This window comes from Peribacillus sp. NPDC096622 (genome assembly GCF_044762665.1).
In the GTDB taxonomy this organism is placed as follows: domain Bacteria; phylum Bacillota; class Bacilli; order Bacillales; family DSM-1321; genus Peribacillus; species Peribacillus frigoritolerans_B.
Genome location: NZ_JBIWES010000005.1, coordinates 28,324 through 53,962 on the forward strand (window position 1 = coordinate 28,324; position 25,639 = coordinate 53,962).

Here is a 25,639-nt window from a genome sequence, read left to right on the forward strand (position 1 = left end):
ACACGTGAGGTATCATATTTTTCATGAAAGCAATACGATTATTAAAGAGTTTTAACTTTTTATATTTTGGACTGCTTGCCATTTTCATTCCGTTCCTACCAGTCTATCTGGCTGATCAAGGTTTGCGTCCAGCCCAAATCGGATTCATCGTCGGTACAGGCGGTTTTGTCACCCTCATCACCCAGCCTTTATGGGGAATGATCAGCGACAAAACAAGGACTATACGAAAAGTCCTGTTGTTACTCATCTTTTTCTCGAGCGTAATCGGTTATTTCCTCTATGATTCAAGCAGTTATCTTCAGCTTATCCTGTTTGCCATGCTGCTATATTTCTTTTTGATGCCGATCGATCCCCTGACGGAAAGCCTCAATTTTACGATGGCAGAGAAATCCGGGATCAGCTACGGCTCCATCCGGACATATGGTGCATTGGGTTATGCGGTCATATCGCTGATCACCGGCTATGTTATGTCATATTTCGGAGCGAACAGCCTTGCGTTCCTTTTTGCAGGCATAGGTTTGATCAGTTTCATTGTCAGCTGGATGATGCCTGATGCACCCGTTTCAGGGAAACCTGTCACCTTAAGCAGTCTTAAGCATTTTTTCAGCAATAAAGAGACGCTTCTCTTTCTGTTATTGGTCTTTATCTGTGCCGTTCCAGCAAGGATGAACGATACCTTCCTTGGAGTGTATATCCGGGAACTTGGAGGGAGTGCCAAGCTTGTAGGCTTGACCTGGTTCTTAGCTGCGGGAAGTGAAATCGTTGTATTCGCCCTATGCTTCTGGTGGCTGCGCAAAGGCAAGGAAATCATCATCATTTCGTTTGCAGCAGCGTTTTTCTTTATCCGTTATTTCGTCTCTGCGTGGATTACCGATCCTCAGCTATTGGCTTATTTGCAAGTCATGCAGCTATTGACTTTCCCGATTTTCTACTCGGCGGCCATCCAATATCTGTATCGGATTGTTCCGGTGGAATGGCGTGCCACAGGCCAGACCGTACTGGCGCTGCTATTCTTCGGGGTTTCGGGAATCATTGCTTCTTATATAGGCGGGGCCATATATGGAGCATATGGCGGGAAGGCCCTTTACTTGTTCATTTCCTCCATCTCCTTTATAGGAATGGTATTCGCTATGGTTCTTTATCGGATATACGGAAAGAGGCTCGATACCGCAGAGGAAGCTGTATAATCTAAAAAACGGTATAGAAAAGAGCATGTTTTGATTAAAACATGCTCTTTTTGCATTCTGTTAGCGAAATAAAGGGGCAACCGTCAACATTAGCACGGAGAAGCAAACCAAGATTGTCGTTGTCCTGTTTGAGAGTTTTACTTGTTTGCCATTTTTATAGAACCCTGAAAATTGAAGCCGGTTTTTATAGAGTACATAAAGTAATGGAAAAATTGCCATACCAACAATCCATCCGCCCGTGGTATTCTCTACGGTTATTCCAAAAATCGCATAGATTGAATTAATGATGAACCCCATTATCATTCCAATAACGAAAATAATGGTGACGATACGCAGTAATTCTAAAAGGACTCTGAACACCATTCACCCGCTTTCTGCTTTTCAGCTGGTTTATTTCCCACTGAAAACGGAATAATTACCCAAATATAACGAACTTTCACCTTTTGTTAAATGGACACTCTTTACTCTTCTTCTTGAACGAGCGAATGCTTAAATGCGTAAATCACTGCTTGCGTGCGGTCCTGCACGGCAAGCTTACTTAATATATTGCTGACATGCACTTTGGCTGTTTTCAGGGCTATGTATAGTTCATCGGCAATTTCCTGATTCGTTTTCCCTTGTGTCATCAGCAGCAAAATTTCCATTTCACGGTTTGTCAATTGATCATGAAGCTGGGTGATTTTCGGGCGACGCAGCTTTTCCATCATTTTTCCCGTCACTTCAGGTTCAAGTACGCTTTGCCCCTGGAAAGTGGAACGGACGGCTCTCGCAATCTCGCTGGCCTTTGATGTTTTCAACATATAGCTCGTCGCTCCCGCTTCCAATGCCGGGTACACTTTTTCATCATCCAGGAAGCTTGTCACAATGATGATTTTTGCTTCTGGCCATTTTTCAATAATTCGTTTCGTCGCTTCTATGCCATCCATTTCCGGCATCACCAAATCCATCAAAATGATATCCGGACGCAATTCCATTGCCAGTTCGACAGCTTTCAAGCCATTGTCCGCTTCCCCGATCACTTCGATATCCGACTGTGCGGATAAATAAGCCGATACCCCTATCCTTACCATTTCATGGTCATCGACAAATAATACTTTAATCATCATGATCACCTCCAGCATTTAATAATGGGATTTTCACTTCAAGTTTCGTTCCTTTATTCGGAACGCTTACAATTTGCATCGTCCCGCCTAATTCAACAGCCCGTTCATGCATGTTTTGCAGACCATATGATCCCGTTTTCGACTCCTCGACGTTAAAACCGATGCCGTCATCCGTTATTCGTAGAATGATCATGCCCTCACGAACGATCAATAGCACTTCAAGAGAATTCGCTTTTGCATGTCTCAGTGTATTGGAAATCGATTCTTGTAAAATCCGAAACAGATGGTCCTCAATCCCCTTATCCAGAGTGACAGGCTCCATCTTCCAATTTATATCCATCGTCACTTTTTGGGCCAATTCCAAAAGAAGCTCCTTCATTCCTTCATGTAAAGATTTTCCCTTTAATGCAACAGGCCTCAAGTGAAGCAATAGCGCCCTCATCTCAAGTTGGGATTGATGGATCATTTCTTCCACTACCTTGAATTGTTTCATTTCCGTTTTTTCCATATCGGATTGTGATTCGGTGATGGCCGACATGAACATCGAAGCTGCAAACAATTGCTGGCTCACCGAATCATGCAGCTCACGCGCCAAACGGTTTCGTTCCTGGGAAACGATTTCCTGGATCTGTTTCTCCTGATCAATGGCCTTTTCATTCGCCATTTTTTGCGATAGTTTTGTCTGCTCATTGATTTGCTTATGGATCAGTTGCATCCGTTCCGCCATTTTAGCCATCTCTTGGACTGGATACGTTTCCTGTTGCCAAGGTAAGCGGCCCTGTTCAAGTAAATGCAGTCCTTCATCCACCCTTTCGAGCTGCCTCTTCCAAAACATTCCCGAAACGACTCCATAAATCAGCCCTGCCGTCATGACCAGGCTTGGCAGGAATATGATGAAGGGTAATCCCATGACCACTTTCTCCCACAATAAACTCCAGTCGGATAAAGGAAAGATGAAGAAAACCGCCGCCGGCAAGGCAAGGGAAAGAACGAAAGCAACACCAAGGGCAGTCAATATCTGCCGTGTCAGTATGCTCATATCCGCTTCACCTCTAAATCGCCAACTAAGATTGAAGTGATGATATGAACCTTGTGATCCGTTTCATTGAACCCTTCCGTTTGGTAGGAATAAATTTGATTAAAGACCCTGGATTCAAGCTTATTTTCAAAAATCCGCGCTCTGCCTGCGATGACAGAATGATGGACCCTGATTTCGATGCCATACGGTACAAGCACAGTGATATTGCCAATGATATTCCTGATGGAAATGACAGCGTCGCCTTTCGGTAGAATCGTTTTGCTTAAATCGATAACCGTATCACCGACCCCGCCCTGAACATTCACGGAATTCCATTCATATACATGTTCGGCCGTTTGTTGATGACCGAATAACTTATTTTTAAATAGATAATCGGTTTTCAGCAGTGGCTCCTTATTGATCCGTTCTTCGTCCGAATCATCATTGGTTATAATGGGACTGACCCAATCAGGATTCTTTTTTGACTGATAATATAAAAGCAATAGATAAATGAGGATCGCCATTAGGAAAAATCTAAAGACGAACATATTCAAGACGGTGATGATAAGGGAAATCAGCCCTATAAAAAATAGGATTTTCCCGATTGTCCGTTTTGTGAATTTCCTGCCTAAATAGATGCATCCTATTGAAAAAGCGATGGAAAAAAGGAGACCTCCACCCGTAAATGAAATCTCTAAAAAAAGCAGGACGACTCCGATGAGAAGTATCCATCCCATATAGTCCGTCTTCATCTTGTTCAACATCGGTTCGCCTCCCCTGTATATGATCATGATATTCTTAAAAGGCACAGAAACCCGTGCCTTTTAAGAATACCATGAAATTATCTCGTTCCGACAGCCTGTTTTCCCCCGCCCTCCATTCCAAAAGGCCAGGGGATGACAGCGATGCCTTACAAAACCTTTACGCTTCTTTCTGTTCCAATTCTTTTTCAAGCTGGACAATCCTGGCATCGATCGTATGCCGATTATAATCTGTATGGACCTGGTGCTCGATGCGATCGATATAATGCTCCATTTCTTCAAACATCGCTACCGGTTTGGCTTCGGAACTGCCTCCGTCCAAAACCCGGTTGATCCGGTTGTTTGCCCGGGCAATATTTTCCCTGCCCATCAGTTCCAACCGCTTTAGATGCATATCCTTCAGCTTATGTTTCATTTCTTCATATTTCCGCTCAAGTTCAGCCAACTGAACCTCTGCACTTTTATGCGCCTCTTTCAAACTTTGCGCCCGCTCTTCATAGTGCAGGCTTTCCTTGACAGCAAATTCCATTAAATCGGTTTCTCCCGACTGCTTGGCAATCTCAGCCTGATGCTTACGTTTTTCAGCTAGATTTTGCGCTTGATTATATTCACGCGTAAACTCTTCTTTCAAAAGATATTGACGTTCAAGCAGCTTACCTACCTTTTCTGTCTCCTGCTCACATTGACGCAAATATTGATTTAACATCCCAATTGGATTTTTTTGCTCCTTTTTATCCAACAAGTCGTGAAAATCAGCTGAAATCGTTTGTTTCATTCTTGAAAATAAATTACCCATTCCAATTACATCCCTTCTATTAGTTCTTATTCAACTCTTTCCACTCTCTTTCAAAATTTGAGAATGGGTCATTTTCTTTAGATGATGCACTTTCATCATTTTCATTCCATTTTTTATAAACCAGGTAAAGAACATAAGCTGCCACCAGTCCCAATATTGCCGGGATATGGGAAATAGAAACGATCAGCACGATAATGGAGACTGATCCCCACGCAATCTTCGCCCCTGTCGATTCGGACTTCATGAACTGCTTGAATCCAAAGTATAGGATCGCCAAGCAAATCGCCAGGCTGATCAGTGGACCAACGTTCGCCAGTAACAGGAAAAGCGCGATCAGCCCTACAATAAATAAACCAAATTTCTTCATTGTTTTCGTCCTCCTTTCTATGTTTATATCTTATCTACTTTTACAAGTTCGTATAATGAGCCTTAGCTATATTTTCTAGTAAGACTTAAGGCGTAGACACCGTAAGTCCGATGCTAGTGAGGGTGTTTTATTAGTGTTTGAGCAGTTTACTCGTGAATTCCGATGCTTTACTCGTGAGTTTTGGCAGTTTACCCGTGAATTCCGATGCTTTACTCGTGAGTTTTGGCAGTTTACTCGTGAATTCCGATGCTTTACTCGTGAGTTTTGGCAGTTTACTCGTGAATTCCGATGCTTTACTCGTGAGTTTTGAAATAAAAAAAATCTTCCGATTGTATATAATCGGAAGATTTATGAGCTGCCATTCTCATTACACATATAAGCCTTCGACGTAAACTGAAGTGATGGTTTGAGCAATTTCTTCGACTGAACTTTGATGTTCGTTTCGGACGATTTCCCACAGATACATTTCATTTGTGAAAAACCATCCTCTCGCCACAAGCTCATGGTTTAGTTCAGCTCTTGCCAGCCCATTTTGCTGTGCATAGGCGACGTCCTTTGAAATTCGCTGAATGAACTTCATGCGGATCGCTTTCCATTTATCTGAAATAATGGTTGATATCCCAATGGCCTGTTCGAAAACTTGCATCATATTGCGTTCAGCTTCTGCCATTTTCAAAAAAGCATTAGCTTGTCTGTTGATGATATGTTTTGCTTCATCTTTTGATTTTGGAAAGAAAGAAGTCTCGGCAATTTCATAGAATTGCTCCATTACATTCTCCATTAATACAATTAACAGATCCTCTTTCCCTTTAAAATGAACATAGGCCGTTCCGTAGCCGATGTTTGCCCTTTTGATCATTTGGGAAATAAGCGCAGCTTGATAACCTTCTTCAAGAAATATTTCCTTTGCAGCTTCCAACAACTTTTGTCGTGTCATGATCGAGCGTAAATGCCGTTTATCCCCTACTTTGCCATTCTCCATGCTTATTCCTCCCCTTATCTTCTAGGATAAAGGATTTCCATAAAATAAAAAACATTTGTTGGAATGTTCGATCCAATGTTTATAATTTTCTGAATTAACTTATTGACACCATGTCATATTCTTTGGTACGATTCTCCTAGAAAATTATTTAATAAATTAATATAGGAGGATGATTATGGTTTCTGAATATACATTGGATCACGCCAAACAAATGGATGAGAATGATACGCTTAAAGGTTTTCGAGAAGAGTTTTATTTAAAGCAGGATTCCATCTATATGGATGGAAACTCATTGGGGCTTCTTTCGAAAAGGGCTGAACGCACTCTTCTGGAGTCTTTGGAAGATTGGAAAGAGCATGGGATTGATGGGTGGACGCAAGGGAATCACCCATGGTTTTTCATGGCTGAGAAATTGGGCGCGAAGATGTCCCAATTGGTCGGAGCTTCTGCCGAGGAAGTTATTGTAACCGGCTCCACTACTGTAAATCTGCATCAGCTTGTGGCCACTTTTTATAAGCCTGAAGGAATGCGCACAAAAATTTTGGCTGATGAATTAACCTTTCCGACTGATATTTATGCTCTTCAAAGTCAGCTGCGTACACATGGATACGATCCGGAAACCGATCTCATCCGCGTGAAAAGCCGGGATGGCAGATTTCTTGAAGAGGATGACATCATCGAAGCAATGACCGATGACATCGCTTTGATCATCTTGCCAACGGTCCTGTATCGCAGCGGTCAAATACTGGATATGAAACGATTGACTGATGAAGCTCATAAAAGAGGAATTGTAATCGGATTTGACGGATGCCATTCCATCGGTGCCATCCCGCATTCATTCAGCGAATGGGATGTGGATTTTGCGTATTGGTGCAATTATAAACATTTAAATGGCGGCCCTGGCGGTGTTGGCGGTTTATATGTAAATCGAAAACAATTTGGAACGATGCCTGGATTGGCTGGATGGTTCGGCTCCAAAAAAGATAAACAATTCGATATGGAACATACCTTAACACCAGCTGAATCAGCAGGTGCGTATCAAATTGGCACTCCGCATGTATTAAGTTGTGCACCTTTGATTGGGTCTTTGGACATTTTTATAGAAGCTGGAATTGAGAATATTCGCGAAAAATCCCTGAAAATCAATCAATATTTAATGGATTTAGTCGAATTCGAATTGAAAGACATGGGATTTTTCATTGGAACTCCTAGAGAAGACATCCGCCGCGGAGGTCATGTAAGCCTCGAGCATAAAGAAGCTGCACGGATATGCAAGGCATTGAAAGAGAACGGTGTCATTCCAGATTTCCGAGCACCTAACATCATTCGTCTCGCCCCGGTTGCACTATATACTTCCTACGCAGAAGTTTGGGAAGTTGTACAAATACTCAAGAAGATCATGTCAGAAAAACAATATGAAAAATACAAGAATGAGCGTGAAGTGGTGGCATAACCTGGAATTCCGCCAGATGGGGTTCACCCCTCGAATGGTTAGTTATTTAGGGCAGGATAAAATCTTATTTGATAAAAAGGAGATGAACTATGGAGAAAAACAATACTCAATTGAACTTTAAAGATGAGCCAGAAAAAGGATTAAAACGTGAGCTGAAAACAAGTCAGCTTTCCATGATCGCGATGGGCTGTGCCATCGGGACGGGGCTATTCCTTGGCAGCGGACTTGCGATTCAAGCGGCAGGACCAAGTGTATTGCTCAGTTATGCTCTTGGGGCGTTCATTGTCTTACTGTTGATGGGCTGTTTAGCCGAAATGACGGTTGCCCACCCTACTTCCGGATCTTTTGGGGCCATTGCGGAAAAGTACATGACTCCTATGGCAGGCTATCTTGTCCGCTATTCTTATTGGATTGGCAATGTTTTGGCAGTTGGGGTTGAAGTAAGTGCAGTCAGCGTATATATGAATTATTGGTTTCCGACCGTGCCGGGAATCGTATGGATTTTGTTGTTTGCAGGTGTCCTGATTTATGTAAATGCTACCAGCGTGAATACATTCGCGACATTTGAGTATTGGTTCTCCTTTATTAAAATAAGTGCCATTGTTGGTTTTATCCTTCTTGGAGCCTATGTACTATTCGGTTCATCCGAACAGCCGCATATAGGACCGGAAAACTTCGTGAATGAAGGCGGTTTTTTCCCATTCGGTTTGAAGGGGATGTGGATAGCCGTATTCATTTCTTTATTCAGCTTTCTTGGAACTGAATTGATAGCGGTTACATCTGGGGAAGCAAAAGATCCGGATGCAGCTGTCCCAAAAGCATTAAAAGCGACCGTGTTCCGTTTATCCACTTTCTATGTGCTGACAATCGGCATCATGCTGATGATCGTTCCTTGGAAAACGGCTGGGATCGAGGTAAGTCCATTCGTAAAAGTGATGGAAATCTTGAACATTCCAGGTGCATCCGGGATCATGAACTTTATTATTTTAACGGCTGCCATATCTGCCATGAATGCTCAGCTCTATGCTTCAACACGGATGATGTTTTCATTGGCACGCGGAAAACATGCACCCACCTTTTTAGGAAAGTTAAACAAAAGGGGTGTTCCTACAAAAGCACTTGCTGTCTCTTCAACGGGGATTTTCATCGCTGCAGGCGTTCATGCGTTACTTCCCGGTTCATCCTATGCATTCATGATGGGGATTTCCATGTTCGGTGCTATGTTCACATGGCTCATGATCTTCATTTCCCATTTGTTCTTCAGGGTGAAATGGGATAAAACAGGCGGACGCAAGTTACCGGTAAGAATGATCGGTTTCCCCTATTTAACGATACTAGGAGCCGTTCTTCTATTCAGTTTGATGATTACGTCATGGTTTACGGATTTCAAAATCATGCTTCAATTCGGGATTCCTTGGTTACTATTTTTAGCTGTTACTTATTTTGTTTCGAAAAGAAGAAATATTAACCATAATGTAATGGAAGAATCTCTGGAAAAAAAGATAGAATAGAATGACGGAATAAATAGTTTTTTGCGAAAAGTGAGGAGATTGCGGAATGAAGAATATGGATAACAATGAACAAACGATAACGGGTCTAGAGAAAGAAATTCAAACCGACTTTCAAAAATCGATGTCCTACGGAGATTACCTCCACCTTGATAAGATTTTAACCAGTCAGCATAGATGTTCCGATCATCATGATGAAATGCTATTTATCATTATCCATCAAGCAAGTGAGCTATGGATGAAGCTCATTTTACATGAGTTGACAGCAGCAACTGAGTCCATCCGCCAAAACAAGTTGGAACCTTCGTTTAAAATGCTGTCTCGCGTTTCGAGGATCCAGCAGCAATTGATCCAGTCATGGAATGTCCTTTCAACTTTAACGCCGGCTGAATACATGGAGTTCAGGGATAAACTGGGACAATCTTCCGGATTCCAATCTTATCAGAATCGTTTGATTGAATTTGCATTAGGAAACAAAAATGTCCATACGCTCTCGGTCTATCAGCACCAAACGGATTTATACGAGCAAATGCAGCAGGCCCTTCATGAGCCAAGTATTTATGACGCGGCGATCAAAGCTCTTGTGGCGCGCGGATTACCTATTGATCAAGAAGCCATCAGCAGGGATTGGTCACAAAGATATGAACCAAATGCCAGTGTAGAAGAAGCATGGCTGACAGTTTACCGCGATGTTGAGCAATATTGGGACTTATATGAGCTGGGCGAAAAGTTAGTGGACATTGGCCACCAACAGCAATTATGGCGTTTTAATCATATGACCACAGTGGAAAGGATTATTGGTAATAAGCAAGGTACTGGCGGATCATCAGGTGTAACGTATTTAAAAAGGGCACTGGATCAACACTTTTTCCCAGAACTATGGAGTCTAAGAACGAAGCTTTAAGATATTCAAGAAATAGCCAGTAGAGACGGAGGTAAAATGTATGGGGACATGGATTGATATTTCACAACGTCTGGATGATAACGTTGCAGTCTGGCCTGGAGATACACCTTTCTCTTATAAAGTCAATTGGAGTAAAGAAGAAAGCGGATCTGTCAATGTAGGTCAAATCAATATGAGTATCCATACCGGTACCCATATTGATGCACCTTTTCATTTTGATGATGATGGAAAAAGAGTGATTGATTTGGATCTCAATTTATATATGGGAAATGCCCGGGTTATCCATTTACCAAACAAGACAAGCATCGGAGTTGATGAATTTTCCAATATAGATCTACAAGGCGTTACCCGTCTGTTAATTCGCACGGATGCATGGAAGGATCGAAGTGTGTTTCCACAAACCATTCCTCATATCCAGCCAGAATTAGCGGCATATCTTACAGAACACGGCGTCCGTCTTATTGGACTTGATTTACCTTCAGTAGATCCACTGGATAGTAAAGAGCTGTCCGCCCACCATGAACTTGCCGATCATGGCATTCACATTTTGGAAGGACTTGTATTAGACGGCATCGTACCGGGTAATTATGAGTTGGCAGCCCTCCCTCTTCCTTTAGTTGAAGCAGATGGAAGTCCGGTACGTGCTGTGTTGAAAAAGTTGCCCTAACGAAATTTTTTCAAAAAAACGAGCCAGATCAAAAACTGATTTGGCTTGTTTTTTTGTTGAAACATTAACTATCAAATTTATCTCCCTAATCCAAGTGCATCTATGTTATAATTTTCAGAATTCATCATTAAGAGTGGAGGTCCGAATATGGAAAACTTTTACGTGTTCATCATCATGTGCATCCTTCTCATCATCTTACCTGGTCCAGATACAGCAATAGCCACAAGGAACACCGTTACCGTGGGGACTTCGGGAGGTTTTAAAACGATGTTCGGCACGTGCTGTGCCCTGCTTATTCATACATCAGCTGCCGTGTTCGGACTTTCAGCAATCATTGTGAAATCCGCTTTATTATTTTCCATCTTCAAATATGTCGGTGCCGTTTACTTGGTATACCTAGGCTTCAAGACCCTATGGGGATTAAGGAATAAGCAAGTGGCCGCAGCGGCGGAAACGTCAGTCAAAAGTAAGTATGAAAACCAGTCATGCTTTAAGCAAGGATTCCTTACCAATCTGCTGAACCCTAAAGTGGCCGTCTTCTTTTTAACGTTTCTGCCACAGTTCGTGAATCCGGGAAATGATACGTTTTTACCGTTCCTGATCATGGGCATGACGTATACCGTTTTAACTGCGTTGTGGTTTGTATTTTATATCTATCTGCTGAACCAGATCAGTGCTTTTATGAAAAAGCCTAGAACCCAAGCGATATTCGAGGGGATAACCGGGACGGTCTTGATTGGTTTCGGGATAAAGCTAGCTTTGGAAAAAGCTCATAATTAATTTGAAATGCACCCAGATTGTTAAAAAACTCCTAACAATTGGAGGTGCAGTTTTTATGTAGTATATAGGGGTTTTGGTACAGCTATAGTGATTTAAGTACGTTATAATAAAAAACCATAATTTGGATTTTTATACAAGGAGAAAATATTTTTCATCCCCTCCTTTATTATTGGTCATAAATATCCCGATAACGTTCTTATAGTTTCAGCACCATTAACGCTTATTATCGATTTTGTATAGGACTGGGGATGAGCCCTATAATACCAAACTCATACCCCACCCAAACTTTTATATTTGTGCTCATTAGAGTTCAAGATCACTCAACATACCCATTCACGAAAAATCCAATCGTTTCGAGTTCTTCCTCAGTTAAATCCCGCTTTAATTCTTTAGCCAATTCCTGCTCCATTAAAGCTCGGTCTCCCCGATATTCGACCACCGCTCTGGCACATTCTTTCATTAGCTTAAGCTCCGCCTCCATCTCCAGTCTCGTGCGAGGCTGATCATGATGGGAGAGTATATATGTTTCGGCATCATAGGCTTCAATTTTCTTAAGAAGCAGCAAAGCCTGGTCAGCCGTATAATTCCATTTTTCAGCATAAAGATTGGCATAAAGGCAGTCTCCCAGAAATAAGGTCTTTTCCTCCTGTATATAAATGATGCAGGAATCTTTGGCATGGTCGCCGCCAACATGTTCGATGACACATGTTATATTGCCAAGATCGATCGTCATCGTTTTTTCAAAGATGATATCGGGCAGGGGGAAGGAAATCTCTCTATTCGTCCCATGTTCCAATTTGATTGCATCGGCACAAAAGGCAATCTCCGTCCCTTCTTCGACCCGTTGATCAAGTTCCTGATCTTCCCATGAAAGCTGCTGCATATCTTTAATGTTCGTGTATGTTTTTTCCTGACAAATCACCGGAATCCCGATATTCTCCAGTCCGAATACATGGTCCCAGTGCGAATGGGTAAGAACGAGGAAATTCCCGCTTATATCATTCCGAAGCAATTCGTCCTTAAAGAGCTGTGCATGCCTGACAGAGTTACCGGCATCGATGATGAGCGTTTTCTTGTTTCCCGTCACGGCGGCAAGAACCGGGCGATCCGTTTCCTGAACTGGCGGCAGGTAGACAATATGTTTCGATAGGTGCTGTAATGTTTGCATGTTTCTGTCTCCTTTGTTCAAGTATAGCAAATTACACATGTATTCATAAGGTAATCTCCGCAAAAGGCTAAAAAGACAACAATCACTGAGATTGCTGTCTTTTTAGTCATGTTTCAAATGAACCTATTCCAATATACCGTAATTTTCGAGAGGGCATTTAAAAAGGTGGCTTTAAAAAAAGACTCTTCCCTTTTCCGATCTTCAGGCGGTTGTATATATTTTTTATTGTCCGCAATGAGTGTACTATTTGTGATTTTTGAATCGATGGCACCTATCAACTGCGCTGCAAATCTTTCACTATCGATGACCACCATCGATTCTGTATTTAAAAAGGCAGATCGAGAATCCAAATTGTAGGAACCCACTGCACTTAATCGTTGATCATAGACAACCGATTTACCATGCAAGGAATAAGGCTTTGAATATTCATAAAGCCTTGCCCCTGTCTCAACGACGCTATCCCTAAGAGCCAAGTAACCGGAAAAAGCGATCATATTCGGGGTTGATGCCGCCGAGTTGGTAAGTATGGTCCAATCAGCCTTTGAATCCAATTGCTTCGGTACATATTCCTTCAAGGCATCCGCAGGGACAATATAGGGGCTTTGGATGTATACCGATTGATTGGCGTTCGCGGCAATATCCAATAAAGATCTCCACACAATAGGGTATTTGTTGAACCGTTCGAGTGGATTATGTATGAAGGACACTTTTTTAGTAGGTGTTGTAGCCTTATTCCAATCGACGACTGGGTTCACGAAATCGGTTTCAGTGCGCAAAGCTTTGCTGTATTTTTTCGCTAATGTCTCTCTTTCACGTTTTCCTTTTTCCATTTGCCTTTTCGACAGGTCGGAAAATACATCGCTCGTATACGGATGGGTCCATAATTCATTCAAATAGTCCTTCATTTCAACGATTACACTATCTTTCTCCTCTTTAGCATTGAAAATGAGTACATCCCTGTCATAGACAAAATTCCTCGGCGGCTTGCTTGCTAGGTACTTATCGGCAATATTTCTCCCTCCGATGATGCCTAACTTTCCATCTACAGTGATGATCTTGTCATGAAGGCGATTATGCCAGGTCCACGGCTTAAATGGCTTAAAGGTTTCGTAATATCTTAATTCAATGTTTTCATGCGAAGCCAATGCATAACGGGCACTGCTTAATTGACCTCTGAGTCCATGAGATATTCCATCCAGAAGGATTCGGACTTTGACACCTCGGTCAGCCGCATCGATCAAGGCTCCAAGAAAAAGCTCGGTTGATTCACCTTTTCCAAAAGCATAGTAGGCGATATCGATTGAATGCTGGGCTTCCTGGATCATTCGCATTCTGGCGAGTCCCGACTCATAACCGTCTTCGAAAAGCAGGACACGATCCACGGTGGCTTCCTTCTCTCCCATATATTCACTTACCTGTTTAATCGGCCTATTTTCTTCTTTTTCTGCTTTTGGGAAAAGAACAACCGCCGTCACGACTACATAAAGAAAATATAATAGAAGAACAAGCAAAAATCCTTTAATTGCCGTTTTTACAGTCATGAGCACTCCCCCCATTAAGCGATATTTTATTACTATTCGTAATATGCAAAGACTCTATTCAACATCTGCAGTCTTGATACATCCGAATGGGTAGTGAGCGGTGCCATTTGCCAATCTGCTTGATCCCGAGCGGAACTCGGAGGATTTATTTTCCTTTTAAATGTGACAAAGTGGTGAACATGAAAGCAGTTGCATAATATGATATAGAAGGAGGGATTTCATGCTTAAACAACCTGATAGAATTAGTATCTTCAATTATTGTTTTGCATTAGGGGTATCAGAGGTTTTCTTTTTATCCAGCTTTTATCTTTCCATTCTTGACGTTTCATTATTTGCTGTCGCTTTACCATTTTCCGCTGTATTTCTAATGTTCTCCTTGTACCTATTCCTTCGAACGCACAAAGCCGCAAAGACCTTACCCAACCAAGATGAACGAAGAAGGGAAATTCATGCATTTTATCATCAATCTTTCGGGATTTTCACGATCATTTTTTTCACTTTACTTTTTGTTGCTTTAGCCTTCATTCCCTTGCTGGATAACGGAGGGCATTTCTATCTTCTATATTGTTTACCGATGGCCTTGCTTTGCATGATTCCTTCGATTATTTCTTATAAAGGAATGAAATTATTCAAACTGGAAACCGGCAGGAATTTAACGAAAATCTAATTGATTTACTAAATGCTTCGTTAATTCAAGATTCCAACCAGTTCTTTTAGTTGAATGTATAGGTAAAATGAGGATATAATAATAAATATAAAAAAAAGACACTGGTTAAACCAGCGTCTCAATGAACAGCAAACTGCATAAAGAGCAGCGGCTTTCTGTGGTAAGTCAGTTGCTACTCGATCATGAAAGTAACCCTTTTCCTACATACATCTGGCCGGATGGTATGGAGGGGGTTACTTTTTTAATGTAACCGCGATTACTGCGACGATTAAAGAGGCGAATGAAATCATTAGCATCAGTCCGTCCATAATAGAAATCACCAGCGACACCCCCTTTCTGAAAAGGAGTGACCGCTGCCCACTATACCAAATTGCTGTCCATTTACTATTATATCTATATTTACTTGTTATTTATAGCCAAAAACGGATGTATTTAGTCTTTTTATTATATCCATGCTTTACAAAAAAAAATCCCAATTAAAGTGAGAACATTCTTGCATGTATATCCCTTTATTGTTCCACTACACGGCCATCTTTATAAATGTGGAACCACCCAATCGTTCCTGTGCCGCCTTCGTCCATCCAATCTTTATTAGCTGCTTTATAGTTGTAATATGATTTTCCTTTGCCATCTTTCACCAATCTGCCATCTCCGCTGAATACGATGTTGTTACCCAGCTTCTTCTTCCCTATCGCGATTGCGTCTTTCTCCGTGAACTGTCTTCTTTCCACCTTATTTTCATCTAAAGCAGCCCATGTCAGCGGTCCGACGATACCATCCGAAGCTAAGTTATGGTCCACTTGAAACTCCCTTACCACATTTTGTGTTTGGGTACCGAAAATCCCATCAACGCCTACATGATATTTAACATCTTTAAGGCTTTGCTGTAAATCTCTTACATAACTCGAACGTGAGCCTTTCTTGAGGGTCGGGCGTGTTTCCGCCTTCGTTTCGATTTTCTGGGTTTGACTGCCCTTTGATGCTGCGTGGGTAATTGAAGTACCCGTTCCTAAAGGGGCCAACATCAAGGCAACTGTTGGAATCATGACCAATAATTTTTTCTTCAACACATATAACCTCCATTCATATGATCACTCCTGCAGGTTTCTGACACTTTCCTTGGAGCCCATTCATTATAACGCAAGGAGTTATTTTATTGGTGTTTTATTACTTTAATTATAAAAAATGGTAAATATTATCCACAGGAAGTATATCGCCGAAAAGGAATCCCATTATTGACAATGCAGCGTCCTCATACAGGATTTATTTATATATATTGACAGTAATCATGATCTGATCGAACACTTATCCTGATGTTGGTCCTATGTTTATGTTATACCCTTTCAGTCAACTTTGATTTCATTTCTACGTTCCATATACCATTTGTAAAAAGAATCAGCCATCTCGAAAGATACATGGTCAATACCAGCATGATGCACCGGTTTAGCCCGGTTGATTGTCCCAATGGAGGCAAGGCCGAGCATTTTTTGAATGATATTTCGGGTTACGTTCACTTCAATGATCTTATCCCGTTTTGACACGAATAAAGAAGTGTTGAAACTCCCTGTTTTGAATTGAATGAAGTCATTATTTAAAATGCAGAAGGTATTGAAGAAATCTAATAACCTTAAAACAACAATAATAATTAACAGGATAGCAGATAGAATCCACCAAGCTTCCTCCACTTCCAGAACAGTTGGCTTGAAATAAAATAAGAAAATTGTTGCTATGATCCAAAGCCAGCTTGGCCACAGTATGCGCACCCAAAAGGATTTTATCGGAAGGGGAGTCATCTTATGTGATATTTCATAAAATGGCAAAATTTCCGAGACTATTTCATATGCCCGTTTAACAGGTAGATAGGGATAGAGTGAGTTAATTTCAAGCGTATCTTCGTCCGTACTCAAACCACCTGCACTTGTCAGTTTCACTTCGGCAAGTCCGAGCAACCGTTTCATGAAGGACTGTTTAATTTCAATTGCCTGCACTTTTTCTTTGGCTATAGAAAAGGCAGTTTCATCGATTAGACCTTTCGTAATGTAAATTCGATCATGGTCTGAGGAAATTTGATAATTGCCATATTTTAAAAATGTCCTCAATATTCCGAAAGTGATAGAAGCAATGACGAAAACAATGATGATGATCGTCATCATCCACCAAGAGCCTATTAGCTTTTCAAAAATTCCCTCTGCTTTATTTTCCACATGAAAGATTTCATTGATTTTGAAATATAAAGAACTAAAAAAAGGAATAAGGACCAGAAAACTAAGAGATGTAAAGGAAGCTTTTATAATATCCTTTTTTGCCGGCTTATAATGATTGGTCCGATTTGAGATTTCTTTTTTAACTCCATCTTCAACAGAAAGAATATCTTTATATTCGCTAGCATGAATTGTCGCCAATTCTTCCTGGACAGTACTTTTCATACGCGATTCCATTCGATCTGCTTCCTTTTGGGAAATGACTTCGAATCTAACAGCAGCATCCTCACCTGCTATTCCTGTTTCAAAATTGACGGAAGTCACTTTAAAAATCCGATGGAATAAAGACGTATGACGGTTGACGTTTTGAATTTTAGAAAAAGGAATGGTTCGTTCGGATTTTCTGAAAATTCCTTTGTATAGATGAAAGGAACGATAATCAAGTTCGTATTTATGGGTGAACCATTTTAAAATAATTGAAATAAGTGTTAATCCGAAAGCTATCAAAAAAACAACCCTGCCATATGTGATGAAGCTGGATTCAGAACCAGCTTTGATCACAAAGAAATAAATGACAAAGAAAATGGAATTCCTGACTAATTTACAGAAATTAAATAGCATAAGAAGTGGATTGTATTGTTTTGCTGTCGTCATTGCCCCACTTCCTTAATTTTTGCATATTGAGCAATCTGATTCCTTAACTTGATAGCAACCTCTTTTGGTAGAGCTGGTATCGAGTGAGAGGAACCCATCGTTTCAATTGAAACTGAACAGAGTCCATACTTTTTAAGTAACGGTCCTTGTTTGGTTGCAACCGATTGAATTTTTGTCATTGGGACAAGTTCATGCACTTCATTCAGTACACCTGATTTCAATTGTAAAAACTCTTCATCTACATCAAAGCGCCAGTTTTTATAAATTAGAAAAGGGCTGATCAATGACCAGACTGCACCTAGCACAGAGATAGCTGTAATCCCAATCAGAATCCAACCTATCCACTCTTTCCAAGAAAAACGATAATCTAGGTATAGTAAGACTCCCAGAATGATGAACGCGATTAGATTCGTAATCGTTTCACTTAACATCCACACTTTTATCGCATCCTTGGATAATCTGTTTTGAGGTAAGCTCATTATAGAATTAATAAAATCACCGCCTGAATTTTTAAATCAATGTGCCTTATAAACTTATATTCATTTAACCTATTCGGCCAAAAAGATTTCTTCTAGTGATGGTTCTTTTACATTTACACGCAAGACATCAACCTTACACTGATTGAAAGCTCTGATCATATCAGCAATCTTTTTCTCATCATCAATATTGATAGTCATGTAAGGATCTTTCATTTCCAGTCCTGTACCTACTGACTCCAGCCACTGATGTAATTTCACTTGTTCTGATTTCGGCACCGAAGAATGCTTAAGCTTGACCGTTATCGTCGACCTATATATTTTCCTGAGTTCTTCCATTGTGCCAATATTAACAATCTGACCTTCTTTCATAATCGCTATTCTGGTGCATATTTTCTCTACTTCATAAAGATTGTGGGATGTCATGAAAATAGTCGCCCCTCTCTTTTGCAGATCCTTGATCAGCTTGTGGATATGGATTGCGGATTCCGCATCCATACCGGAAGTTGGTTCATCAAGAAAGATTAGCTCAGGTTCATGGATGATTGCTTGTGCAATTCCAAGCTTCTTTTTCATACCGAATGAAAATTTAGCGGCTTTTTTATGAGCATGAGATTCAAGACCAACTAACTGCAGGACTTCCATACACCGTTCTTTTCCTGCTGGATTTCCTGAAAGAGCCGATAAAAATTTCAAATGCTCCACTGCCGTTAACGAGCCATATAATGTGGAGTAATCAGGCATTACCCCAATCCTCTTCTTTACTTGATCATTTGAACCTTTTACACCTAGAAGCGAGTAGGTTCCAGAGTTGGGTTGAATAATGCCGGTTAACATATTGATGAAGGTTGATTTACCAGCTCCGTTACGGCCTAGAAAACCAAAGATTTCTCCTTTTTCCACGATAAGATCAATTCCTTTTACGATCGGTACCGCTCCATACGATTTCTTTAACTGAGTTGTTTCTATGGCGTTCATCAGCATTCCCTCCTTTTGAAAATCAGATTGGCGATAACGAGCATGATACCTGCAAATAAAACAATCACCAAAAAGGTATAGTCTTCCCTAATCAAATAATAATAGGGGTTTATGAATTTCATCCAACTCACCCATACATTAGACGTAAAAGAAACCCAAAATCCAATAATAGGAAAAGCTAACCCAACCATGATTCCAAGGAACATGGTAATTCCAGGCTTAGGAATGAGAACGGAAAGTAAGATTGTTAAGCCTATTTGGTAGGTTAATAAACTCATTATCTGAGAAAAGATAAACACATCAATCTTCTGCGAAAAGATGCTAATAAGCAAGAAGGAGATCATTAGGCAAATAAGCCAAAATAGCCAAATACCTAAAAACTTCCCCAGAATAATGGAGGTTCTTGACGTTCTTGTCACTAAAAATCGTATAGTCCGTTCGTGTGTTTCCCTGTTTAGGCTATCGTGTGAAAGGCCCATTACAAATAATTGACCAAATAATACGATAAGAGTCAAAAGACCAACAGTGTGAATATTTTCAGCTTCCTTCGCTGTAAGTTCCATCCCAGATTCTAATACATTAGAAAACTTGGCTGAATAATAGGAGGTAACCAATAACATCATTACAATAATAACTGATTTAATTCCTTTAAATAGATTGATAAATTCCCTTTTTCCAATAATATACATACTAAGTCTCTTCCTTCCTTTTCATCACTTAAGGACTATTATAGGTGTTCTTTCTTAACCTACCAGAAACTCCACCTTAATTTTTCCTTAATTATTAAATAATTGGTAAACGAATGATATGATAATTTATATAACATAATAGAATGGGAGTATCCAAATGCAAGAGACACAAATATTAATTGTAGATGATGAAAAAGCAATATTACATATGTTAACAACGATTCTAAAAAGAGAAGAATTCAACTATATAGATACAGCATCTACGGCTGCGGATGCTTTGACCTTATGTCAAACAAAACGATATGACTTAATCCTTTTGGATGTTATGCTCCCGGATCGCAGTGGTTTTGAGATTTGTCCGCTCATTAGAGAAACGACCGATGCCCCCATTTTCTTTCTTACGGCGCGTTCAACAGATTTGGATAAACTTTCTGGATTTGCATTAGGCGCAGACGATTATATTACCAAACCTTTTAATCCACTAGAAGTTGTTGCAAGGGTAAAAGCACATTTACGGCGTCATTCAGGAAAGATTTCACACACTTCGCAAACGTTTTACCAATACGGACAAATCCAAGTAAACACTCTATCTGGAGAAGTGACCGTGAATGGCAGGAAAGTAGAATTGCCTGCGCAGGTTTACCTGCTACTGCTATTCTTCTGTAAATATCCAAATCAGCTTTTTAGTAAAAGCCAGCTTTATGAAAAAGTGTGGGGCGAAGAATTTTTAGGTGAGGATAATACCGTTATGGTCCATATTAGTAAACTTCGGGAAAAGATCGAAGACAATCCAAGTAAACCACGTCATCTTATTACTGTAAGAGGACTTGGCTATAAATTCATTTCTGATGGTAGTAAACATGAACATTCATAAACGCTTTATTGTACAGTTTTTTATCCAATTAATTCTTGTTTTCATCATATTTTTCTTTATTCTATTGTCCATTTGGGCGATTATTGGCTTTTCCATCATGAATGACGAGGTTACACAAGACTTATCAAAGGCAGATAGCACTTTCTTTTCTGATAAGATTTCGATACAAGGTAAAAAAGTGACATTCGATGACGAATTAAAACAGCTGGCAAAGAAACAGAATGGCTGGCTCCTAGTCCTGACAACAAACGGCGATGTCATTGGAGCTTATAATACTCCGGAAAATGTACCTTCACATTTTAATGAGAGCGAACTTGCCGCTTTAATGCTACAAAATAGTTCTGACCCTGTGGATTACTTCCATTGGAAATTAGATGAAACGTATCCGCAGCCCCAATTGCTTATATTCGGTAGAAAAAGTTCTGAGACTGGTCTGTTAAACGAGGTTAAGACAAGTGTCGATTGGAAAAATCATCATCTTAATCTTTCCGCTGCTACTCTTAAGCAAATAGATGAGGATGAGGGCTGGGTTCAATTAATCAATTCGAGCGGCAAGGTATTGGATGGATATGGAAGTGAAAAGGAAGGGATCTCATACACGAATCACGATCTTCAAACCTTATCAGAGAGTGCACACGATTCAGTTGATGCTTTCTTTGATGCAGAGACAGAACAGACAATAATTGTGGGCATAAACCATTCAAGTTCGACCTCTCTAGAAGAAAACTTGTTCAAAAAGATCAGTAAAAGTATTTTAATCATTTTTATAGTGTTATTTCTTCTATTGTTAACGGGTACTTTCTGGTATGCACGTAAATTCGGGGTTCCTTTGATTACGATGATGAAATGGATTCAAAATCTTGGAAGTGGTTTATATGAACAGCCACTCGATCTTCATCAACGCCCTATCTTGTTAAATAAAAAAGGAAAGTTAAAAAGGAAATATCGGTTATATAAGGATCTGATTACAACACTTTTACAGTTAACCGAGACCCTACATCAAAACGAAACCCAACGAAGGAAAATGACTCAAACCAGGGATGAATGGATAAGCGGTCTTTCGCATGATTTAAAAACGCCTCTTGCTTCCATATCAGGTTATGCTCAAATGCTTGAATCTGAAAATTACTCGTGGACAGAAAGAGAGACAAGAGAATTCGCCTTAATCATTGCCGAAAAGTCAGGATATATGATGGAATTACTTGAAGACCTAACATTAACGTACCGTTTAAGAAATCATGCTCTGCCCATTGTGAAAGAAGAAGTGGATATCATTGAATTCATACGCAGAACCATGATCCATTTCATAAATGATCCGGCTAACAACCATATGAAATTCGTCTTCCAGCCGAAAAACGAAACAGCAATAGCATCCATCGATACCAAATGGTTTCAACGGATTATTGATAACCTAATTGCGAATGCTATCCATTATAATCCTGCTGGCACTACGATCACAGTATCTATTTCACCTATTGAGCAGCACCTTCTGATTATTACGATTGAAGATGACGGCATAGGTATGGATAATGAAACTCTAGATAGGCTCTTCCAGCGCTATTACCGTGGTACCAATACAAGTGATTCCGGGCGTGGAACTGGTCTTGGGCTGGCCATAACGAAACAATTGGTTCACCTTCATGGAGGATCCATCAATGTAAAAAGTTCACCGCAAAAAGGTACAACCGTTCGAATCATTCTCCCAGCCTAACTAGATGAAAAATAAATAGCAGAAATTCATAAGTGTACATTTGAATCAGAGTTAAAGTTCAATCAGATTGGATAACGTCATGATTTCGTAATGTTGGCGTACCCCAAATACTTTAGAATTACATATAACACTTGAATAAAAACAAAATCATCCCCTAAAGGGGATGATTTTGTTTTTATTGATTTTCTGGCTGTTGATTCTGCCCTTGCATCCCTGATCCCATTCCCATCAAGTTAGTGGCAAGCGGCACCATATTCTTCATTTTCCCGCCATTTCCACTCAACATTTGATAAGTGGCAATACCTACTCCGACCGAAGCGACCACTGGTAAAATTTTATCCATGTTTGCTCTCATTTACATCACCTTATATTATATATTTTTGTTCATTTCCTGAACTCTTATATCTTGTTCAAAAAAAACCTAAAAATTCAATTAGTTTGTTACCAAAACAATTAGTAATAAAAACATGTTATATAGGGAAAATTCTTTAGGAGGATATTATGCAAGCACTCTTCGAATGAGGTGAATATTCATGCCAGTATTAGATGTGGACGGTACTAGTTTGTATTATTCTGTTAGAGGAAAAGGGGTTCCCATTGTTTTTATTCATCCCCCTGTACTGACTAGTGTGAATTTCGAATACCAAATGGAGGAATTATCCGAAGAATTCAAAGTTATAACTTTTGATATTAGGGGTCACGGAAGAAGTCAGTATTCAAGACAGCCAGTAACTTATCCCCTGATTATAGAAGATATCAAACAACTGCTGGATCATTTGAAAATTAAAAAAGCAATCATATGCGGATACTCGACCGGCGGCTCTATCGTATTGGAATATTTGCTGAGTTGTGCCAATAGGGCTCTAGGTGGCATTGTAATAGGCGGAATGTCTGAAGTGAGGGATACACCTTTAAAGCAAAAGATTTCTTTAGGCATATCCCTTGCCAATAAGACGCAGTTCCAATTCTTGCGCTTTCCATCTCATGGAGCAATTCAAATACCATAAAGCTGTTCAACAAAATGTTTAATGAAGCCCTAAAAGGAGATGCCCGAAATATCGAGCAGTATTACCATTATAGTTTGCATTATAACTGTACCCATCAGCTTGAGAAAATCAATCTTCCAACTTTACTGATCTATGGCAAACAAGATAAACCATTGTATCGCTATGCCAATTTATTGCATGAAAAGTTGCCATGTACGGAATTAAAGTTCATTGATCATGTAAAGCATCAGATCCCTACAAAAGCGGCTACTGATTTAAATGAAAGCATTAAGCATTTTATCCATACACAAACTGTTTGATTCTATCGACTGATAAATTTATTGGAGTGAAAAAATTGGGAAGAGATAAAAGTAAACTGATTCATTTAATATTACTATTGCTAGTTACTGCAGTTTTTATTTGGTCAGTTATTAAGCCTGAAGGATACTTGATATGGACAATGGAAGTACTTCCTGCCGTTGTATTTCTGATTTTTGTAATGGCTGTATATAATAAATTCCGCCTCACTACATTATCCTATTTCATTATTGCCGTTCTTTCCATTACCATGTTCATCGGTGCCCATTATACGTACTCAAAAGTTCCTCTATTTGATTGGCTAAAAGATCATTACGATCTAAACCGGAACCACTATGATCGGTTTGGACATTTCCTAAAAGGTTTATTTGCGATTGTGATTAGAGAAATACTAATACGTAAAACCCCTCTAACAAAAGGACCGTGGTTATTTGCTGTCACATTAAGTTTTGCGCTTGCGATTGGAGCCTTATATGAAATCATCGAATGGATAGGTCCCCTCATTTCAAAAGGCGGAAAAGCTTCAAAGGACTTTTTAGGAATACAGGGTGATATTTGGGATGCACAATGGGATATGGCGTTAACATTAATCGGCTCTATCCTTGTATTGTTCACCTTGTCCAAACTTCATGACAAGCTGTTACGAAAAGTGAAAAATTGAATTAAAAAATAGTGACCTATATAGGTCACTATTTTTTAATTAGGATTTGATTGTTAATATGATGTTCCATATGTTCTAGATAATCTTTTATTAGCCACTCCAATGATTTTAGTTGATTATTCCCTATATCACAAAGATTAGATAATCTATCATTTGGTGTATTCGTTATTATATGAATGATTTGCTTATTTAAAGCACAAAAAAGGTTAACGATCTCATCCAATGGTCGCTCTTGGTAATTCTGAGCTAATACCCATTGGTCTTGATTGTATGTTTGTATAACATATGGCTGTTCTTCGTACTGAATCTTGATAAACCTGCTCATATTGTTCAATGCAGAATCGCATAGATGTCCTAAAATCTCTTTTGGGGACCATTTGTGTGGCATTGGTCGATGATTTAATTCTTTTTCTGTCATCCGGTTGAACTCTTCAGGTATAAAACCTATCCAATGATTGATTCCATCTATTACATTTTTCAATTTGCACTCCCCCTAAGTTGTACCTAAAGGATTTTTATTCGGCAACCAACCGGAAAATACCTCCTTCTTCAACTAACTTCATTGTTTGTTGAATATGGAAAACAACAGCATTAAATAACAGCCCCAAAAGAAAAAACCGAAATCAAAAATGGATTTCGGTTCAGACTTCAGGCAAACTTGAAGAAAAGTCAGTTTGCCTGAAGTTTTAAAAAAGTGCCAGTTGATTTCAGAAAACCAATAAGGGTTTCCTAAAACAATAAAAAAACCATATAAATCGAGTTTGCACAGTTTTTTCTTTAAAAGCGTTCCAGCTGATTTCAGAAATCCGCTCCCTTTCCGCCGACTGCCTGCCGAGCCTCCTCGACGCAAGCGTCTGTGGTGTCTCGGCTAGCCAGTTTTTCGGCAGGAGTGTCGCATATTTCTTCAATCCATTAAGGATTACAGTAAAAAAACATCAAGCCTTGTCTTAAACATGGTTTGGAATGAGTCCAGCCTACAGTTTCTTCTTAACAAACGTTCCAGTTGATTTCAGAAATCCGCTCCCTTTCCGCCGACTGCCTGCCGAGCCTCATCAAAGCAAGCGTCTGTGGTGTCTCGGCTAGCCCGGTTTTCGGCAGGAGTGTCGCATATTTCTTCAATCCATTAAGGATTACAGTAAAAAAACATCAAGCCTTGTCTTAAACATGGTTTGGAATGAGTCCAGCCTAC

At 39.9% G+C, this 25,639-nt stretch carries 26 protein-coding genes and 1 pseudogene; 11 read left to right on the forward strand and 16 right to left on the reverse strand.

Features of this window, described 5'->3' with window-relative positions:
- Positions 1-23: 23 nt before the first annotated feature.
- On the forward strand, positions 24-1,187 hold the full coding sequence (locus ACIQYG_RS11185; protein WP_402837996.1) for an MFS transporter: 1,164 nt from the start codon (positions 24-26) through the stop codon (positions 1,185-1,187).
- Positions 1,188-1,247: 60 nt separating this feature from the next.
- On the opposite strand, the gene ACIQYG_RS11190 is transcribed toward ACIQYG_RS11185, so the two are convergent.
- The 7 genes from ACIQYG_RS11190 to ACIQYG_RS11220 all read right to left on the reverse strand — a co-directional run bounded on the left by ACIQYG_RS11190 (position 1,248) and on the right by ACIQYG_RS11220 (position 6,214).
- Positions 1,248-1,550 (reverse strand): hypothetical protein, encoded by a 303-nt coding sequence (locus tag ACIQYG_RS11190; RefSeq protein WP_402837997.1) that lies wholly within the window; start codon positions 1,548-1,550, stop codon positions 1,248-1,250.
- 98 nt (positions 1,551-1,648) lie between these two features.
- The gene (locus ACIQYG_RS11195; RefSeq protein ID WP_053536075.1) at positions 1,649-2,290 is read right to left on the reverse strand and encodes a response regulator transcription factor; all 642 of its coding nucleotides are present in this window, start codon (positions 2,288-2,290) and stop codon (positions 1,649-1,651) included.
- Entirely contained in the window at positions 2,283-3,329 is a 1,047-nt protein-coding gene (locus ACIQYG_RS11200) for a sensor histidine kinase (RefSeq protein ID WP_402837999.1), read from the reverse strand. Before ACIQYG_RS11200 ends, ACIQYG_RS11195 begins: the two co-directional genes overlap by 8 nt.
- The gene (gene liaF / locus ACIQYG_RS11205; protein ID WP_402838001.1) at positions 3,326-4,072 is read right to left on the reverse strand and encodes a cell wall-active antibiotics response protein LiaF; all 747 of its coding nucleotides are present in this window, start codon (positions 4,070-4,072) and stop codon (positions 3,326-3,328) included. The genes ACIQYG_RS11200 and liaF overlap by 4 nt, the downstream gene beginning before the upstream one ends.
- A 157-nt stretch (positions 4,073-4,229) precedes the next feature.
- Complete coding sequence (locus ACIQYG_RS11210; RefSeq protein WP_034309579.1) at positions 4,230-4,865, reverse strand: PspA/IM30 family protein; 636 nt, start codon at positions 4,863-4,865, stop codon at positions 4,230-4,232.
- A gap of 19 nt (positions 4,866-4,884) precedes the next feature.
- Positions 4,885-5,232 (reverse strand): lmo0954 family membrane protein, encoded by a 348-nt coding sequence (locus ACIQYG_RS11215; protein WP_063232490.1) that lies wholly within the window; start codon positions 5,230-5,232, stop codon positions 4,885-4,887.
- A gap of 367 nt (positions 5,233-5,599) precedes the next feature.
- Positions 5,600-6,214 (reverse strand): TetR/AcrR family transcriptional regulator, encoded by a 615-nt coding sequence (locus ACIQYG_RS11220; RefSeq protein WP_402838004.1) that lies wholly within the window; start codon positions 6,212-6,214, stop codon positions 5,600-5,602.
- 175 nt (positions 6,215-6,389) lie between these two features.
- Between ACIQYG_RS11220 and kynU the strand changes: the two genes are divergently transcribed.
- From kynU to ACIQYG_RS11245, 5 genes are all read left to right on the forward strand, one after another.
- Positions 6,390-7,667 carry a kynureninase gene (gene kynU, locus ACIQYG_RS11225; protein ID WP_402838006.1) on the forward strand — a complete coding sequence of 426 codons (1,278 nt, stop codon included), beginning with the start codon at positions 6,390-6,392 and terminating at the stop codon, positions 7,665-7,667.
- A gap of 89 nt (positions 7,668-7,756) precedes the next feature.
- Positions 7,757-9,178 carry an amino acid permease gene (locus tag ACIQYG_RS11230; RefSeq protein WP_402838008.1) on the forward strand — a complete coding sequence of 474 codons (1,422 nt, stop codon included), beginning with the start codon at positions 7,757-7,759 and terminating at the stop codon, positions 9,176-9,178.
- 55 nt (positions 9,179-9,233) lie between these two features.
- Complete coding sequence (kynA, locus tag ACIQYG_RS11235; protein WP_402838468.1) at positions 9,234-10,079, forward strand: tryptophan 2,3-dioxygenase; 846 nt, start codon at positions 9,234-9,236, stop codon at positions 10,077-10,079.
- Between the two features lie 40 nt (positions 10,080-10,119).
- Positions 10,120-10,746: an arylformamidase gene (gene kynB / locus ACIQYG_RS11240; RefSeq protein WP_402838010.1), complete on the forward strand. Its 627-nt coding sequence runs from the start codon at positions 10,120-10,122 to the stop codon at positions 10,744-10,746.
- A gap of 147 nt (positions 10,747-10,893) precedes the next feature.
- Positions 10,894-11,526: a LysE family translocator gene (locus ACIQYG_RS11245; RefSeq protein ID WP_402838012.1), complete on the forward strand. Its 633-nt coding sequence runs from the start codon at positions 10,894-10,896 to the stop codon at positions 11,524-11,526.
- A 316-nt stretch (positions 11,527-11,842) separates the two neighbouring features.
- Here ACIQYG_RS11245 and ACIQYG_RS11250 read toward each other — a convergent pair whose 3' ends face one another.
- Both ACIQYG_RS11250 and ACIQYG_RS11255 read right to left on the reverse strand, forming a co-directional pair.
- A complete protein-coding gene (locus ACIQYG_RS11250) occupies positions 11,843-12,694 on the reverse strand; it encodes an MBL fold metallo-hydrolase (protein ID WP_402838014.1) in 852 nt (283 codons plus the stop codon).
- Positions 12,695-12,807: 113 nt separating this feature from the next.
- On the reverse strand, positions 12,808-14,235 hold the full coding sequence (locus ACIQYG_RS11255) for a phospholipase D-like domain-containing protein (protein ID WP_402838016.1): 1,428 nt from the start codon (positions 14,233-14,235) through the stop codon (positions 12,808-12,810).
- Positions 14,236-14,455: 220 nt separating this feature from the next.
- On the opposite strand from ACIQYG_RS11255, the gene ACIQYG_RS11260 reads away from it, so the two are divergent.
- The gene (locus tag ACIQYG_RS11260; protein WP_402838018.1) at positions 14,456-14,902 is read left to right on the forward strand and encodes a hypothetical protein; all 447 of its coding nucleotides are present in this window, start codon (positions 14,456-14,458) and stop codon (positions 14,900-14,902) included.
- A 509-nt stretch (positions 14,903-15,411) separates the two neighbouring features.
- On the opposite strand, the gene ACIQYG_RS11265 is transcribed toward ACIQYG_RS11260, so the two are convergent.
- The 5 genes from ACIQYG_RS11265 to ACIQYG_RS11285 form a co-directional block, all read right to left on the reverse strand.
- Entirely contained in the window at positions 15,412-15,972 is a 561-nt protein-coding gene (locus ACIQYG_RS11265) for a peptidoglycan-binding domain-containing protein (protein ID WP_402838020.1), read from the reverse strand.
- 273 nt (positions 15,973-16,245) lie between these two features.
- Complete coding sequence (locus ACIQYG_RS11270; protein ID WP_402838022.1) at positions 16,246-17,757, reverse strand: PH domain-containing protein; 1,512 nt, start codon at positions 17,755-17,757, stop codon at positions 16,246-16,248.
- Entirely contained in the window at positions 17,754-18,188 is a 435-nt protein-coding gene (locus ACIQYG_RS11275) for a PH domain-containing protein (RefSeq protein ID WP_402838470.1), read from the reverse strand. The genes ACIQYG_RS11270 and ACIQYG_RS11275 overlap by 4 nt, the downstream gene beginning before the upstream one ends.
- Positions 18,189-18,305: 117 nt before the next feature.
- Positions 18,306-19,211 carry an ABC transporter ATP-binding protein gene (locus ACIQYG_RS11280; RefSeq protein ID WP_402838024.1) on the reverse strand — a complete coding sequence of 302 codons (906 nt, stop codon included), beginning with the start codon at positions 19,209-19,211 and terminating at the stop codon, positions 18,306-18,308.
- Positions 19,211-19,900 (reverse strand): ABC transporter permease, encoded by a 690-nt coding sequence (locus ACIQYG_RS11285; protein WP_402838026.1) that lies wholly within the window; start codon positions 19,898-19,900, stop codon positions 19,211-19,213. Before ACIQYG_RS11285 ends, ACIQYG_RS11280 begins: the two co-directional genes overlap by 1 nt.
- Before the next feature lie 157 nt (positions 19,901-20,057).
- Here ACIQYG_RS11285 and ACIQYG_RS11290 point away from each other — a divergent pair, with 157 nt between their 5' ends.
- Together ACIQYG_RS11290 and ACIQYG_RS11295 are read left to right on the forward strand one after the other, a co-directional pair.
- Positions 20,058-20,774: a response regulator transcription factor gene (locus tag ACIQYG_RS11290; RefSeq protein WP_402838027.1), complete on the forward strand. Its 717-nt coding sequence runs from the start codon at positions 20,058-20,060 to the stop codon at positions 20,772-20,774.
- Positions 20,761-22,485, forward strand: a complete 1,725-nt coding sequence (locus ACIQYG_RS11295; protein WP_402838028.1) for a sensor histidine kinase — start codon at positions 20,761-20,763, stop codon at positions 22,483-22,485. Before ACIQYG_RS11290 ends, ACIQYG_RS11295 begins: the two co-directional genes overlap by 14 nt.
- A gap of 175 nt (positions 22,486-22,660) precedes the next feature.
- Here the strand turns inward: ACIQYG_RS11295 and ACIQYG_RS11300 are convergent, their stop codons facing one another.
- Entirely contained in the window at positions 22,661-22,840 is a 180-nt protein-coding gene (locus ACIQYG_RS11300) for a hypothetical protein (RefSeq protein WP_402838030.1), read from the reverse strand.
- A gap of 178 nt (positions 22,841-23,018) precedes the next feature.
- On the opposite strand from ACIQYG_RS11300, the pseudogene ACIQYG_RS11305 reads away from it, so the two are divergent.
- Both ACIQYG_RS11305 and ACIQYG_RS11310 read left to right on the forward strand, forming a co-directional pair.
- A pseudogene (locus tag ACIQYG_RS11305) lies at positions 23,019-23,791 on the forward strand (alpha/beta fold hydrolase).
- Positions 23,792-23,817: 26 nt separating this feature from the next.
- Entirely contained in the window at positions 23,818-24,450 is a 633-nt protein-coding gene (locus ACIQYG_RS11310; RefSeq protein WP_402838032.1) for a DUF2238 domain-containing protein, read from the forward strand.
- Between the two features lie 28 nt (positions 24,451-24,478).
- Here ACIQYG_RS11310 and ACIQYG_RS11315 read toward each other — a convergent pair whose 3' ends face one another.
- Entirely contained in the window at positions 24,479-24,931 is a 453-nt protein-coding gene (locus ACIQYG_RS11315; protein ID WP_402838033.1) for a DinB family protein, read from the reverse strand.
- Between the last annotated feature and the right edge of the window lie 708 nt (positions 24,932-25,639).

Bases quoted from the DNA above. Each gene is read 5' to 3' on its own strand.
- ACIQYG_RS11230 (WP_402838008.1), top strand. From the start codon at position 7,757: ATGGAGAAAAACAATACTCAATTGAACTTTAAAGATGAGCCAGAAAAA.
- ACIQYG_RS11245 (WP_402838012.1), top strand. From the start codon at position 10,894: ATGGAAAACTTTTACGTGTTCATCATCATGTGCATCCTTCTCATCATC.
- ACIQYG_RS11290 (WP_402838027.1), top strand. From the start codon at position 20,058: ATGCAAGAGACACAAATATTAATTGTAGATGATGAAAAAGCAATATTA.
- ACIQYG_RS11300 (WP_402838030.1), bottom strand. From the start codon at position 22,840: ATGAGAGCAAACATGGATAAAATTTTACCAGTGGTCGCTTCGGTCGGA.
- kynB (WP_402838010.1), top strand. From the start codon at position 10,120: ATGGGGACATGGATTGATATTTCACAACGTCTGGATGATAACGTTGCA.
- ACIQYG_RS11200 (WP_402837999.1), bottom strand. From the start codon at position 3,329: ATGAGCATACTGACACGGCAGATATTGACTGCCCTTGGTGTTGCTTTC.
- ACIQYG_RS11210 (WP_034309579.1), bottom strand. From the start codon at position 4,865: ATGGGTAATTTATTTTCAAGAATGAAACAAACGATTTCAGCTGATTTT.
- kynU (WP_402838006.1), top strand. From the start codon at position 6,390: ATGGTTTCTGAATATACATTGGATCACGCCAAACAAATGGATGAGAAT.
- ACIQYG_RS11275 (WP_402838470.1), bottom strand. From the start codon at position 18,188: ATGTTAAGTGAAACGATTACGAATCTAATCGCGTTCATCATTCTGGGA.
- ACIQYG_RS11215 (WP_063232490.1), bottom strand. From the start codon at position 5,232: ATGAAGAAATTTGGTTTATTTATTGTAGGGCTGATCGCGCTTTTCCTG.
- liaF (WP_402838001.1), bottom strand. From the start codon at position 4,072: ATGTTGAACAAGATGAAGACGGACTATATGGGATGGATACTTCTCATC.
- ACIQYG_RS11250 (WP_402838014.1), bottom strand. From the start codon at position 12,694: ATGCAAACATTACAGCACCTATCGAAACATATTGTCTACCTGCCGCCA.
- ACIQYG_RS11260 (WP_402838018.1), top strand. From the start codon at position 14,456: ATGCTTAAACAACCTGATAGAATTAGTATCTTCAATTATTGTTTTGCA.
- ACIQYG_RS11285 (WP_402838026.1), bottom strand. From the start codon at position 19,900: ATGTATATTATTGGAAAAAGGGAATTTATCAATCTATTTAAAGGAATT.
- ACIQYG_RS11295 (WP_402838028.1), top strand. From the start codon at position 20,761: ATGAACATTCATAAACGCTTTATTGTACAGTTTTTTATCCAATTAATT.
- ACIQYG_RS11190 (WP_402837997.1), bottom strand. From the start codon at position 1,550: ATGGTGTTCAGAGTCCTTTTAGAATTACTGCGTATCGTCACCATTATT.
- ACIQYG_RS11270 (WP_402838022.1), bottom strand. From the start codon at position 17,757: ATGACGACAGCAAAACAATACAATCCACTTCTTATGCTATTTAATTTC.
- ACIQYG_RS11220 (WP_402838004.1), bottom strand. From the start codon at position 6,214: ATGGAGAATGGCAAAGTAGGGGATAAACGGCATTTACGCTCGATCATG.
- ACIQYG_RS11185 (WP_402837996.1), top strand. From the start codon at position 24: ATGAAAGCAATACGATTATTAAAGAGTTTTAACTTTTTATATTTTGGA.
- kynA (WP_402838468.1), top strand. From the start codon at position 9,234: ATGGATAACAATGAACAAACGATAACGGGTCTAGAGAAAGAAATTCAA.
- ACIQYG_RS11280 (WP_402838024.1), bottom strand. From the start codon at position 19,211: ATGAACGCCATAGAAACAACTCAGTTAAAGAAATCGTATGGAGCGGTA.
- ACIQYG_RS11255 (WP_402838016.1), bottom strand. From the start codon at position 14,235: ATGACTGTAAAAACGGCAATTAAAGGATTTTTGCTTGTTCTTCTATTA.
- ACIQYG_RS11195 (WP_053536075.1), bottom strand. From the start codon at position 2,290: ATGATTAAAGTATTATTTGTCGATGACCATGAAATGGTAAGGATAGGG.